Source organism: Streptomyces sp. NPDC107454 (assembly GCF_055582885.1).
In genome coordinates this window covers 62476-75405 of record NZ_JBVJPA010000032.1, presented here as the reverse complement: position 1 = coordinate 75405, position 12930 = coordinate 62476, and the positions used below count along the sequence as shown (strand labels likewise).

Sequence of the window (12930 nt, the reverse complement as noted above, 5' to 3'; positions counted from 1 at the left end):
CTCCGCCGGGACCAGGCGATCACGGCGCTCCGTGCCGCGGGTAGTGCACACGCCGTGTCCGGCTCCGCCGGACCAGATGCGGCGACGCTCCGCGTCGCCACCCTCAGATTCGCTTCACCACCGGGCTGAAGCCCGATGCACTGCGAATGAATCCCGGTAGCGCTGTGGGCGCTACGAGCAGAAGGCACGGTTCCCGCCCTGGCTGCCAGTTGCTCTGTCGGGCCGGGGCCGTCGGCAGCCATTGCGCGAGCAGCCCCTGGCCAGGCATGATGCCCCGCGTTGTTCGTGCGGCAGGGGTGGAACAGCTGTGAACCAGGAAGCCCGCAATGGCGGAGCGGAATCATCGGGAATAGTCGGCCGAGTCCGCTATCGGGCTTCGTGGCAGCAGTCCCTGCCACTGGGTCTGGTCCTCGGCGCCGTCGTGCTGATGCAGTCGTCGAATCCCTTGCTGTGGGCGCACCAGCGGCCCGGGCTGCCCGGCCTGCCGTTCGGGTGGCGGGTCCTGACCATGGCGCTGCCGTTCTTCGTCACGCTCGAACTGTGGGTGCTGAGCCGCTACGTCGGGGTAACCCTGACCCCTGAGGCGGTCGTCGTCCACAACCTGCGCCGCCGGACCATCCCGTGGACCAACGTGGCCGAGGTCGCGGTCGAGCCGTTCACCGGCGGACGACGGGTGGTCCTCTACGAGACGGATGGACGCCGCACCCCGCTACGAATGCCCAGCTCCGCTTTCCTGTCCCGCGACCGCCGGTTTGACGACAAGGTCGCGACCATCCGAAGCTGGTGGCTTGCCAACGGCGGCGCGGCCCACGTCGAAGACACAACTGGTGAACTCGGCGCCTGGGGGCATACCCACGGCCGGTTGCCCGAGCGACTGAGTATGCGACCTGCGCCAAGCCGGTCGGTGCCCACGGTCCTGCTCCTCGGGTGGCTTGCGGCTGATGCGGTGATGGCGGGGTTCGCCGAGGGGCCCGGCGCAGATCACCCGACGCTCCTTGGCCGCACGCTTGGCGCGCTCGTCGCGATCTCACTGCTGCTGGGCGCGAGCTTCCTGAGCTTCGGCAGAGGCGTCATCCTCACCGCCGACCACCTGGTCATACGAGGGCTGCGGCCCCGAACCGTTCCCTGGGACGAGATTCAAGGGATCGCCGTCGAGCGCCACCGCGGCGGGCGCAGGCTGGTCATCCTTGAAGCGAGCAGCCGCCGAACGCCGTTGCCAGTACCGCGTGTCGGACGCGTGCTCTGGGACTCGGAGTTCGAAGCCAAGATCCAAACGCTATGCCACTGGTGGCGCAGCCACGCGGAGATCGACACGACCCCGACCGAAGCGGCGCTCCAACCCTCGGACCAGCCACCGCTCCTTCCCTACCGCGGACCGCGTCTGTGGCAGAAGGGAGTGTTGGCCCTGGCCTGCGTCGTCCTCGGCTACGAGATCCTCCTGTCAGTTCTAGTCGGAGCTCTGTTCCTCACCGTCGGTCAGTGAGAAAACCTCACTCACTCCCGATAAACGGGTGGCGCATTCCTGTACGTATGCCCGGTGGGACTCGTCCAACTGGCAATGCCGGTATGCGGATCCCGTGTCACCCTCCACCCGGGATGGTGGGTCTTCAGCCGATGATGCCGCCGACACAACGGCTGAAGATTCTCTGGAACCGTCAGCCCACCCGCCTCGGGACGCTCGTGATCGAACGGCTCGACGCGATCGACATCGCAGCGATGTGCAGGCATCCGACAACTGGGAAAGGCGCAGTACTGGTCGCGGGCGATGACCTGCCGCTCGGCATCGGCCGTGGGCCGGTAGGTGGTCGGATCGACCTTCACGAGCAGCCCACTGCCAGGATCGGTGATGAGCCTCCGCCAGATCGTCCCCGGAGCAAAGGCGATCTCACGCGCCTGCCCCACGGTGATCGGCCCGTACCCCTTCAGCTCGGCAGGCCCGTCCTCGGCGCCCACCAGAACATCAAGGGGCACAGTGACCTGTACGACGGCGGCAGCCCGCCCGCGCGCCGGACTGCCGCAATCGCCCGCCACACCAATGCGGTTGACCACAAGGTCGTACAACGCGTCGGCACGCTTCTGTGCCAGAGTCCGCCCGTCATTGTCGAACGTGGCCGCATGTGCGTCGACGGCCTGTCCCATCTCGGCAGCCTGCTCAGCAGGCAGGACGACGCCGAAGAGAGCCATCCCATCCTCACGCGGATAAAGGACAGTCTCCCGATCCACCTTGCGCCGCCGATGCCGCTCCCCAGCCCCATCCGGATCGGCCTTATGAATCTGCCGACGCAACAAGGCCCGCGTCTGCCCGACAGCCAACTCCGGCATCTTCGCGATCACGACGGCCTCAACCTGCCCAGCCGTCTCCGGCTCGAGAACCGCACACAATTCTGTGACGGCCTCAGCCTGCAGATAGGAGATCTCCCCGCGCTTCAGCAACTCCAGAGTCGCCGGATACCGAGCGCACAGTTGCTGTGCCACGTCGAGCCGCCGCGAAGCGGTGCCACCGGCCAGCCGCAGGGCACAAGCCACTTCATCGCTCGCGGCGTCCCACTCCCGCAGCAGCCGAGCATCGAACGCCTCATCGGCTGCGGCAGCACCGGCCCCAGAATCCGCGTAGTCCCCAATCGCCGCCAGCACCTCGACCTGCATCCCCTGAAACCACGCAAGATGCCGCTCGAACACAGCCAGCGCATCAATCCGCCCCCGCGCCGAAAGCCGCTCACCGGCCAACTCGACCAGCAACCCCAGGTTCTCCACCGAAGGCGCGCACGACCGCAATTCAGCGATCCACTCGTCCGCCACCGCAGACGACACATCGACTTCGGACTCCACCGCAACAGCCACTGCGCTCACCCCCGTCCCCGTGAGAGCGCCGAACCTCACCCACTCGCCAACGTTCCGACCCCTCCATTATCCCTCACGGAGAGTGATATCCCCAGTTCATCGCGGCATTTCATCCGTCAGAAGGATCTACCCCGGAACCGGGAACTCCGTCTGCCGTCTGTCGTCGGCCAGCCGCCAGCCCAGGCAGCACACCATCCCGGCCGGCGCCACGCCGAGATGAAGAGCACTCCGGTCCACCCGAACCACCCCACACGCGCTCGCACCCCACCCACCATCCGGAAGCCGCCATACCAACCCGGCGTGCGCGGAAAGCCACAGGCGTCCCCCAAGCCTCAAATTCCCGGCACCCGGCAACGCGAAGAAACCCCACCCCGCTTCCCCCGCCGCCCCCTTTCGGGCCGCCCGGCCAAGAGCAGTCCGCGGTGGAGGGGTGAGAGTCAAGAGTGGAGCGAAGCGAAATCGGCGCAGCCGACGCCCGAAGGGCGCTCTTGACGCTCACCCCGGAACCGCCACACTCAGCAAAACCGGGCGGCCTTGGGTGCCTCGATGCCAACGTGATGTGAGTCGGCGTTTTCGCTGCTTCTCCATGAAGAGTCGAGGCAGCAGGCCGTCCTGACCATGCGGTGACTGTTCCTCTTCGGTCGGAGCTCAGATTTTGGGTTCGACGGGGAAAGGCAGTTTGTCAGCCCAGCTGGCGAGAGCCGCCGTCGCGATTTCACGGGCTTCACCATCGGCAGCTGTTTCCGCGAGCAGGGTTCGATCGGCGTTGGGAAGGGCGAGCTGACGGTAGAACTGAAGATCTTCGAACCCGTTCACGGCGACGTCGTGGCTGTTGGCGGCGTAAACGAGGCGGGGGATACGGGCCCAGTAGCAGGCGACCAGACACATGGGGCAGGGCTCGCTGCTGGCGTACATAACGGCGTCTTCCATGAGGTGGCGCCCGAGTTCTGCACCGGCGGCGCGGAGAGCCATGACTTCGGCGTGGGCGGTGGGATCCCGGAGTTCGACGACCGAGCTGGTGCCCGTTGCGATGATTTTCCCGTCGATGACGACGAGGGCGCCGAAGGGGGTTTTGCCTTCGTCTTCGAGGGCGTGCCGGGAGAGCTCGATGGCTTGGGCCAGGAAGACCTGGTCGTCTTGACTCTGAGGTACGTAAGGCACCTGATCTCCAATTGTGCGGTGGGCCGGTTGCGGGTGCGCGCTTACATGTAGATGGAGGGATCGGCGTCACCGAAGGGGCCGTCGAGGTCCATGTCGTAGCCGGTGAGGGGCGTAGTGGCACCCGTGGTTTCGACGGTGTGCAACACCAGTTCGGCTCGGTGTTGGTCGGTCCAGTCGCCGTTTTTCAGTAGTTCGACCATATCTGGGATGGGCGCGCGGGTCTGGTCTCCACGGAGGATCAGGCGATGGACGCGGGGTGCGGGCTGGCTGCCGGGACAGAGCAGGACGCTTGCGGCGGACAGGCGGTGGTGCCATTCGCCGAAGGCCCGATCGACGGCAGTCGATCGGTGGACGGTGGCCGGTGCGAGGGGGAGATTGTGCAGGATGATTCGGGTGATGGTGAGTCGGTCGCCGCGGCGCAGCTGGGCGGTCATGAGTGCCTGGTCGACTTCGTTCCGGAAGGCCGTGAGGTCAGGGCGGAGCCAGGCCTGGTCGCACTGCACGATCACCGCGGCCGACACCTCTGAGGCCTCGAGATCGACCAGGCGTTCGCGCCAGGTGGTCACATCTATGACGGAGTCGGTCACGTTCCCTCCCGGGTGTGGACGCCGATCAGTTGCAGAACCTTCAGGCCGACGGTGATGGCTTCCACCGGGTCTGATTCCGTGGCAGCGCCCGGCAGGATGCGGGCAGCGAGGCGAGCGGCGGCCGTCAGAGCCGGGGAGGGGAGCGAGGCGAGGAAGGCCCTCAACTCCGTGTCGTCGTCTCCGGGGACCAGTGGGGCCAGGCGACAGGCGATGGCGAGGATCATCGCGGCCGGGCGTTGATTCGGTTCCACTAGTGGGGCGGGCACCCGGTACGTGTTGCTGCCGCGTGCCCTGACTATCTCAGCGGCGGGCGAACCGGGAGTGTCGGCGCGGGCGACGAGACTCAGGAGTGCTTCGCGGCCTTGCGCGGCGGTGGCGAAGTAGCGATGGGTGGCGAAGGTACGCAGATAGGCCCCCAATAACTGGTGATCGGGGGTGAACTCGGGACGCACCAGCTCCGGTGGATGCGGCAGACGGGTGTCGCGCAGAGTGGCGAGCGCGGTCACGGTGACCAGCGCCCAGAAGTGGTCGTACTCCTCGGGCGGCCCGAAGGCCGTCCGGGAGGCCACGGCTTCTGGCGTGGAAAGGACGTCCGTGTTGCCGTACAGGGCCTGGCGCAGTTGGGTGAGGATGGAGGCGCCGTCCCAGTAGTTCCCCATGAACTTGGTACCGGTGAGGATCTCGTACATGCCGTACAGAGCGCTGGCCTGGTGAGCGCCATGGAATTCGATGAAGTCGCCGCTCCACAGGAGCACTTGGAGCGGCTTGGTGAAAATGGTGCCGAGTTCGTCCCGCGTAGTGGCCGACTTGGGGTCGGGGTCGACGCAGCGCAGGATCTTCAGGCGAGCGTCGGTGGTGAGGGCGACGAGCTCGCGGGCGGCCCGGTTGGAGGCCACGCCGCGTACCGACATCAGCAGCGCGGTGTTGGCGAGCCAGGCCAGGTAGCGGCTGAGCGCGCCCAGGGGCGGAGCGGGGTCGGGCAGTCGGCGGCAGTGGCGGATGACCGAGTCGATCAGTGCGTGGGCGCAAGCGCTGACCTGGACAGGGTCGGCGCCACCGGCCAGGGTGGCGCGTGAAAGACGGTGCAAGACGTCGAGGTGGACGGTGACGGCGTCCTCGGCGGCAGCCGGCGGGACCTCTGCCTCCACTAGTTGATCGACAAGGTTCCGGATCGCGGTGGGGTCGTTGCTGGTGCCGGCCTGGCTGACGGTGCCCAGGTAGGAGTTGATGACGGGGTCGTTCTCGAGGTCGTAGAAGAAGGAGCCGAAGCTCGTCCCCTGGCGAGCCAGAGCCCCGGCCAGGGTCCGACGCAGCAGCCGATTGCGGCCGCCGACGCTGGCCAGGCCGAAGAGCTGTATGAAGGAGAAGATCCCGAAGATGTTGGCCAGTAGGAACAGCAGCGCGCCGTAAGTGGCGCTGGCGGCGTTGTCGCCGAGGAGTCCGCAGGCCGTGAACAAGGCCGCGAACCAGCCGATGAGCACCCATTCCCTGAAGGCGATGTGGCTGTCGATCGCCCGTAACGAGGGCCAGGAGCTGGCCGCGGAGAACGTGAGCGCGAAGATGACCGCCTCACCGGTCAGCAGCGTGGCGAAGAAGGCGATGCTGAACTGGGTCGCGTCCACGACGTCGTCATGGCTTCGTGGATGGTGGAATGCGACGAGGCCGAGCGCCACAGCGCACACGAACAGTGCCAACTGTCTCCACGTTTGCACCGCTGCCCCGTTCGGCTCTCGGACCTCACCAGCGGAGCCCAACTCTTGCAGGGAACAGTGATGTTGCCAACAGGGAGTCCGGGCCCGGGGGTGCGGCGACGGCCGGAAGGCGCCTGATCGCTACAGGGGTTCTGCGGCTCCGCCCGAGAGAGAGTTACGGGCGAGGGAATGCTGTCCTTCCAGTCATCCCGCCGATGCCGTAAGAAACTTGTGCCATGCCTCGGCCGACACCGTGACATGAGGGCCGTCCGCCACTTTGGAATCCCTCACCAGCACACCTGCGCGTACGAAGGCGGCCTCCACGCACTCTCCGCCGGCACCATTGCTGTAGGACGAGGTGAACCATGCCGGACGGCCGGGGTTCGTGGACTCTGCAACGCTCACTGTGCGTATTCCTTCAGGACGGACTTGATCAGTTGGGTGGAACGCTGAGGACTCAAGGCCGCGGCTCGTAGCCCGTCGAACGCCCTGGTGTACTCACGAACATGATGCTCTCCCTCCAGATATACGGCGTCGGTGATGCCGTCCCGGTACACCAGGTCCGGTGCTTCCTGTGCTGGGAATCCCAGCATGGTGAAGGAGCCCGAAGCCGGATAGGTGCCCGAGTCGAACGGCAGGATCTGCAGGGTCACAGTCGGCAACTCGGATGAATCCAAGACGCGTTCAAGCTGGTCTCGCATCAGTGCCCGATCTCCGATGATGTGGCGCAGCGCAGCCTCGTTCACGATGAACCAGGCGTCAGGGGCATCGGCTTGCGACAGCACTGTCTGGCGCTCCGCGCGCACCCGCACGGCCCTGTCGATGTCCTCGGCGGACATGTGGGCGCCGGTCGTGTGAAGTTCGCGGATGTACGGCTCGATCTGCATCAGGCCCGGGATCAACTCGCACTGGTACTGCCGGAACGTGGACGCGTCCTGCTCCAGGCCGATGTAGATGCTGAACCACTCGGGCACACCCGCTCCGTGCACTTGCCACCAGCCGCGGGTATTGGCCTGCCGGGCCAGTGACTTGAGGAATTCGCGAAGTTCGTCGGCGGTGGCGTAGAAGCGGCACAGCGCGTCGATGTCGGACGGCTGGACCCGGCCGGTCCCCGTCTCCATCCGATTCACCTTGGACCCACTCCAGTCCAGGGCCTCGCCGACCTGCGCGCAGGTCAGCGAGTTCCTCTCGCGGAGCTTCTTCAGCTCGATCGAGAGACGGCGACGGCGTGCCGTCGGTGAACCAGCCATCGCAACCATCCCTTGAATAGTGGGTGTTCAGTCTCGCGCCAAGGTCCGTGCCTGCCAATCACTCGGAAGTGGGAATCCCGTCCTGCACATTGCATGACGGGATGTGCTCGCGTCACTCTGGTTCACGACGCAACTCACCGTGAGGGTGCGTGACGCTCCGCTGATCATGTGGAGATGGCATGCGACGAGAGGGGTCTTCGTGATCCAGGAAGCGTGTATGTCACGGAAGCCGTGGGACCTGGATTTCACCGCGGAACCCGAGGAAGTGGCTGCCTTGCGCCGCCTCATGCGGCTGCACCTGGGGGTGTGGGGCCTGCAAGAGGTCACCCACGCGGCCCAGCTCTGTGTGAGTGAGCTGGTGTCCAACATCATCACGCACGTCGGCGCTGGCACCCCGGCCACGCTCGCGGTCTCGATGAACGGCGTTCATCTGCGCATCGAAGTCCACGACCCCGACACGCGCGCCCTACCCACGCTCCTCGACGCGAATGTCGAGTCCGAGTCCGGGCGGGGCATGGCCCTCCTCGACGCGGTCGCCGCACGGTGGGGTGTCCAGCTCCGCTCCGACCGGAAGGTTACGTGGTGCGAGCTGGCGACGGGTCTCGCATCGCCGAACGGCCATGTGGAGGGCCCCGGCGTGCTGCGGGCCGAGGCCTTGTTGGAGCTGTGCGCGAATGCGAGACCGCCCCGACTGTCCGGGACGGGAAGACTGGGGAGGGTTGTGGCCGAGGAGTCGGTGATCACGGTCATCACGGATTTCCTTCACTGGCTTCGGGCGCACGGCTGCGACGTGGACGATGTCTTGGACCGCGCCCAGTCCCGATATGACGCCGAACTGAACGACCTGGTGGGCTAGTTGACCCCGAAGGTCGAGCTCCTGACGCAGGAGCGCAGCGCCAAGGTCCGAGGAAAGCCGCCTGTGCGGCCGCAGTGGTGGGAACCGGCAACGGAATGTCAGCTCCGCGCCGGTGCCGGGTCCCACCGGGATGGTGCATGGCCGGCGAACGGCCCGGAACCCGCGAGCGGGCGATGGCCCACTCCCGCCATTCCCGCTCGGCCTGGATGCGGTCGGCTTCTTCCCTCAGCCCATCCACGCGACGGCGCGCGGCGACCTCGCGCTGTTCCAGCAGCCCCACGACCGACGGCATCCACGACCTCCACGGGAGCTACGACACGACACGCCACCACTCCCACGGAAACGTCCGCCCTATGCCCGACCAGCGAAAACGCGGTCCTCAAGTCCGGAAAGACAACAACTTCTAAGCGTGCGCCGCCCCGGACCGAGTCCGGTCACGCAACGGCGCCTCTGCGGCGAATCGCTCGAACATCCGCGACAGGACCTCGCAGGAGGAGCGCCGGGCAGTGCCGTCGTCCGGCCCTCCGGGAAGCCGGTCCCACGGAACAGCCGGTGCCGATTCCGCATCGTCGATCCAGTCGGTGAGTGCGTGGTGGTCGGGCGCCTCGTCCGGAGCGATCACCTCGTACATGAGCGTGCTGCCGGCCGTGTTGACTGCCGTACAGAGCGCGTTGACCCGATCCCCGAGTCGTGTGGCCCCCTCGTCGGTCAGCCCTTTGAGGACCCGCACCAGGGCCAGTGCGGTGGGCTTGTGATCGATGACAGCGAGTCGGAGCGCAGTGTTGGTCATGTCCTGATTGCGGCAAGCGATCTCCGCGGGGGTGTAATCGGGCCCGTCGCGGAACATTTCGGCGGCCCACCACAGTCGGGCGAAGGCCTGGCTGTAGTGAGGGCCTACGAATCTGGCGCTGTTGACCTTCCTGGGCGTGCCGTCGCCGGCCTCCCCGGACGGCATGTGCCGCCACAAGACAAAGTCCGGTGCCACGGCCAACGCCAGGAAATTCCACAGATCCGGGGTCGCCGCCTCAGCACGGGTCATCCGCAGGGTCGCGTGCAGCCGAGGTGCCAGCCAGGCATCGGCGTCGGTCCGCGCCGCATCGAACCTGTGCATGGCCTCCTCGACGATCTCCCGCACCGGGGCGGCGCTCCACCGGACGGAGTCACTCTCGATCTGCGTGCTCGCCCGGAGAATCGCCACCTGCGGTAGGCCGTCCTGTCCCGCGCGTACCCCATGAGTGAGGAAGGCCGTGGCGAGGTGACCGGGGAGCAGCGCGAGCCGTTCGGGGGGCTCGGTGCGGTGTCGGCTCATCGGCTCACTTCCTGGGCACGGGTTACGGCACGGATGGCCGCCGTCAGATTCTTGGGCACCTGGCCGCGTCTTCCGGCTGCGAACTGAATCCGCGACTGGACCTCGGCCCATCCTCGGCCGTCACCTCGACGGCTGTGGGCCTCGCCCAAGGCCTCGGAGAGGGGCAGCCCGGGAAACACCTCGGGAAGCATGGAGCGCAGCACCGACTCCCGCCATCCACCAGGAAAGCGCGGGGTGCCGTCCTCATCGAATTCGAGGTCACTCAGCGCGGAGTGGAACATTGTCGCCCAGGCCTCTCCCGCGATCTGCGCGGCCACCAGTCCCGCGGTCGCCTTCTCCAACGGGCCACGAGCACCGGACAGGAGCTCGGGAAGCCCCTCGAAGGACATGTTGAGCAGGACGGCCGGCACGTCTCCGGTGGTGTCGATCAACCAAGGCGCATCCATGAACGGACGCAGCCACTCCTGCGGTCCGTCTCGGAAATCCTCTTCCAGGATCTCCAGATCGCGTTGTCTCGTGGGAGTACGGGCAAGGAGGTCCACGATCCAGGGCGTATCAGTGGTACCGAGAACACGCCCGTCGACGCCACCGTGACTGCCGACGACGCTCACGTCGAGGACGGCGCGCGCCACGTGAGTGGAGCGGCGCACTCGGACCTCGCCTCGCCAGTGGGTGTCGTCACGACGGCGTTCCAGACGACTCACCCTGCGGGTGTTGGTGGCTCCCTCGGACAGTACGGCGACGCAGGCGACTCCGGACCACGGGCCGTCGGCCAATTCGTCCATGGGGAGGGAGACTTCGAGATCGAGTACGCCTTCGGTCCAGTCGTCCCGCTCGATCTGATGGAGGGCGACGACCTGATCGCGTTGGGAGATCAGCGAGAGCCGCAGCGGCTTCCCGTCTATGCTCGCCCCTCGGACGGTGACCTCGATCTTCCCTACCAAGGTCGGGTACGCGTACACGGTGCTCACGCCGAAGCCTCCCGTGCCTGCTGGATGTCCACGATCACACCGGCCATGGCGGCAGCCACCGGGTGGCTGCCGACAGCCGTGACGCCACCGAAGCGCGCTGACCGTACGTCCGGATCGACGAGCAGCCTGCCGTTGACGATCTCGCAGTTCTCCTTCGCGGACAGCTCCGACCACTCCAACGAAGGACGTCCCCCTGATCGCACATCGAACTTGACCACCGGCAGTAGCTGCCAGCGGTCGTCGCGCTGCGGGACGGTCAGCGTCACGTCCAAGGTCCAGGCGCCGTCTGTGTCCACCTTCCCGACGACCCGGTCCACGAGCGGGTGTCCCTGGCCACGGCGACCGCTCACTGCGGCGGGCGCATCCAGGCGCAGCAGCTTCCGGAGGACCTCAGGGCCGGTCGAGCCCTGACCGGCAGTCCGGCGGCCGATCACGCCCCGCAACGCTGCGTCCATGGCCGCGTTGAACTCGGTCAATCGCCGAGGCGCGTTGGCATAGGCGGCGGTGAGTTCCTCCGTCGCCCCCCACCTGTCGTGCTCCGGCGGCTCGGCGGCTCGTAGGAACGCCTCGGCGGCGCGGGTCGCCGCGCCGCCGTCGCCAGTGGCGAACCCGGCGAGCAGGACAGCTTGGAACGGGTCCACTCCCGGCCGTAGGCCGCGAGGACGTCGGGCCGTGACAGTCATGCGAGTCCCGCGCATGCAGGTGATGCGGCTGTGCTCCTCGTCGTTGTCGGCGGCAGGAGTGACCAGGAGTACGGCACGGTGGCTGTGTCCTTCAGCCCTGCGCCCGGCGGCCCGCAGCGGCGGGACGACAAGGGCGACCTCCACGGCGGCGACCTGTCCGGTGGCCGTGAGCTCGTCGACCGTCTCGCCGTCGATGTACGCCCGGAGCGCGTGGGCCAGCGCCGGGTGCCGATCGAGCGGATCGACCCGCTTCTCCCGAACCACGAATTCACCATTGCGAAGAGCACGGACCGATGCCTCCAGCGTGGCCGACGTCGAACGGCCGGAGGTCATGGCGGCCCAGAAATTGTCGGCCAGCGCCCGGCTGAGGGCCTCGTGCAAGTCCTCCAGGGTGTCGTTGTTGCCGGCCGCGTCGTGAACACCGACGACGAGGAAGGAAGTCCCCGGATCGTCGCTGTCCCGATCGAGTCGCAGATCGGCGACCACACTCTCGTCCGCCCACCAGGAGCGGGAGACACCTTCGTGCTCCTTCTCCGTGTCCGACTCGCCGAGCCAGGCAGGTCCGGCGTAGGCGACTCCGTCGACCTCCCGCCAGGGAAGGTCGAGACGTCCGACCACCCGGCGGGTCGTCCGCCCCTCATATGTCTCGGACAGGGTGCTGTTGATCAGCACCAGACCGAGCCGACTGGCTGCCCACAGGGTTGCCTTCCCCAGTCCGTACGAACCACCAGCTCGGTCGTCGCTTTTGTGACTGTCGAGCTGCCGGCGGACCACGGCGGCGTACCGGCCGTCCCCGTACTCGGGTCCAGTCAGCCCCGAGGCGTTGTAGTCGTCCACCCGGAGAAGCAGAAGAGAGGAGTCTTCGCGCAACGCCCGCAGCCCCTCGGCGAGGACCCGGCCGACCTTCTGCCGGGACTGTGCCGCCGCCGTGTAGTGGGGCTCCAGTTCGTCCCACTTCAGCGCGGAGAGGAAGGAGTGCAGGTGTTCACCGGTCACCTCGTGCAGGGTGAAGCGCACCCGCACCGGGCGTCGTGGGTCCAGCCGTTCGTCCAGGGAGTTCTGTGTGACCTCCCGGGCCAGTACGGCCAGGTTCGCGTCGAAGGCGAAGGCGGCCGCGTTACCGTACTCCCGGCCGCCGTCATGGTGGGCGATCCGGTGATACCAGCTGATCGGTCGGGCCGATCCGGCATCGGCGTCCCTGGTGACCAGGGTGGCGACGTCCGTCTCCAGGATCTCGGCGATCCTGACCATCATCTCCGCCCGCGGCTGTGCCCTGCCGGTGACCCACGCCGACACCGCCGCGCGCGTCAGGTCCAGCCGCTTGGCGAACTCCGCCTGTGACATCCCGTTGCGACGCAGCTGGCGCCCAAGCCATAGGCCGAAGTCCTCGGTGTCCTCCATAGCCCCACTTCCCCATCGGTTCCGGGCAGTGCAACGGTAGCACCCCGATTGACGTCGCCGACACTGTCAAATTTCAATAGACATGCGCGATCGATTCGAGCGCCAGCGGAGCGGATTGAATTTTCCTCCGATCTTCAGATCGGCAGATGAACCGCATGCTACGGTTCTCCTGGGCAACTC

11 protein-coding genes are annotated in these 12930 nt (G+C 67.0%); 2 read left to right on the top strand and 9 right to left on the bottom strand.

Going from position 1 to position 12930, the window contains the following annotated elements:
• The first annotated feature begins 307 nt into the window (after positions 1-307).
• Positions 308-1483 (top strand): hypothetical protein, encoded by a 1176-nt coding sequence (locus ACZ69M_RS48370; RefSeq protein ID WP_470060088.1) that lies wholly within the window; start codon positions 308-310, stop codon positions 1481-1483.
• Positions 1484-1494: 11 nt separating this feature from the next.
• Here the strand turns inward: ACZ69M_RS48370 and ACZ69M_RS48365 are convergent, their stop codons facing one another.
• The 6 genes from ACZ69M_RS48365 to ACZ69M_RS48340 all read right to left on the bottom strand — a co-directional run bounded on the left by ACZ69M_RS48365 (position 1495) and on the right by ACZ69M_RS48340 (position 7530).
• Positions 1495-2841, bottom strand: a complete 1347-nt coding sequence (locus ACZ69M_RS48365; RefSeq protein WP_470060087.1) for an HNH endonuclease signature motif containing protein — start codon at positions 2839-2841, stop codon at positions 1495-1497.
• Between the two features lie 648 nt (positions 2842-3489).
• On the bottom strand, positions 3490-4002 hold the full coding sequence (locus ACZ69M_RS48360) for a nucleoside deaminase (protein ID WP_470060086.1): 513 nt from the start codon (positions 4000-4002) through the stop codon (positions 3490-3492).
• 41 nt (positions 4003-4043) lie between these two features.
• Positions 4044-4589, bottom strand: a complete 546-nt coding sequence (locus tag ACZ69M_RS48355) for a hypothetical protein (RefSeq protein WP_470060085.1) — start codon at positions 4587-4589, stop codon at positions 4044-4046.
• The gene (locus tag ACZ69M_RS48350; RefSeq protein ID WP_470060084.1) at positions 4586-6211 is read right to left on the bottom strand and encodes a hypothetical protein; all 1626 of its coding nucleotides are present in this window, start codon (positions 6209-6211) and stop codon (positions 4586-4588) included. The genes ACZ69M_RS48355 and ACZ69M_RS48350 overlap by 4 nt, the downstream gene beginning before the upstream one ends.
• Before the next feature lie 273 nt (positions 6212-6484).
• The gene (locus ACZ69M_RS48345; protein WP_470060083.1) at positions 6485-6685 is read right to left on the bottom strand and encodes a DUF397 domain-containing protein; all 201 of its coding nucleotides are present in this window, start codon (positions 6683-6685) and stop codon (positions 6485-6487) included.
• Positions 6682-7530, bottom strand: coding sequence for a helix-turn-helix domain-containing protein (locus ACZ69M_RS48340; protein ID WP_470060082.1), 849 nt, complete (start codon positions 7528-7530; stop codon positions 6682-6684). Before ACZ69M_RS48340 ends, ACZ69M_RS48345 begins: the two co-directional genes overlap by 4 nt.
• Positions 7531-7747: 217 nt before the next feature.
• Between ACZ69M_RS48340 and ACZ69M_RS48335 the strand changes: the two genes are divergently transcribed.
• Positions 7748-8386, top strand: a complete 639-nt coding sequence (locus ACZ69M_RS48335) for an ATP-binding protein (protein WP_470060081.1) — start codon at positions 7748-7750, stop codon at positions 8384-8386.
• A gap of 403 nt (positions 8387-8789) precedes the next feature.
• Here ACZ69M_RS48335 and ACZ69M_RS48330 read toward each other — a convergent pair whose 3' ends face one another.
• Genes ACZ69M_RS48330 through ACZ69M_RS48320 form a run of 3 tightly spaced genes read right to left on the bottom strand, consistent with a single transcriptional unit; the run spans position 8790 to position 12750 of the window.
• Positions 8790-9695: a DUF6339 family protein gene (locus ACZ69M_RS48330; RefSeq protein ID WP_470060080.1), complete on the bottom strand. Its 906-nt coding sequence runs from the start codon at positions 9693-9695 to the stop codon at positions 8790-8792.
• Positions 9692-10666 (bottom strand): hypothetical protein, encoded by a 975-nt coding sequence (locus ACZ69M_RS48325; protein WP_470060079.1) that lies wholly within the window; start codon positions 10664-10666, stop codon positions 9692-9694. Before ACZ69M_RS48325 ends, ACZ69M_RS48330 begins: the two co-directional genes overlap by 4 nt.
• Complete coding sequence (locus tag ACZ69M_RS48320) at positions 10663-12750, bottom strand: helix-turn-helix transcriptional regulator (protein ID WP_470060078.1); 2088 nt, start codon at positions 12748-12750, stop codon at positions 10663-10665. The genes ACZ69M_RS48325 and ACZ69M_RS48320 overlap by 4 nt, the downstream gene beginning before the upstream one ends.
• Between the last annotated feature and the right edge of the window lie 180 nt (positions 12751-12930).

What these genes read in the sequence shown, in the direction of transcription:
- ACZ69M_RS48340 (WP_470060082.1), bottom strand. Translation starts at nt 7,530, where the DNA reads ATGGCTGGTTCACCGACGGCACGCCGTCGCCGTCTCTCGATCGAGCTG.
- ACZ69M_RS48335 (WP_470060081.1), top strand. Translation starts at nt 7,748, where the DNA reads ATGTCACGGAAGCCGTGGGACCTGGATTTCACCGCGGAACCCGAGGAA.
- ACZ69M_RS48330 (WP_470060080.1), bottom strand. Translation starts at nt 9,695, where the DNA reads ATGAGCCGACACCGCACCGAGCCCCCCGAACGGCTCGCGCTGCTCCCC.
- ACZ69M_RS48320 (WP_470060078.1), bottom strand. Translation starts at nt 12,750, where the DNA reads ATGGAGGACACCGAGGACTTCGGCCTATGGCTTGGGCGCCAGCTGCGT.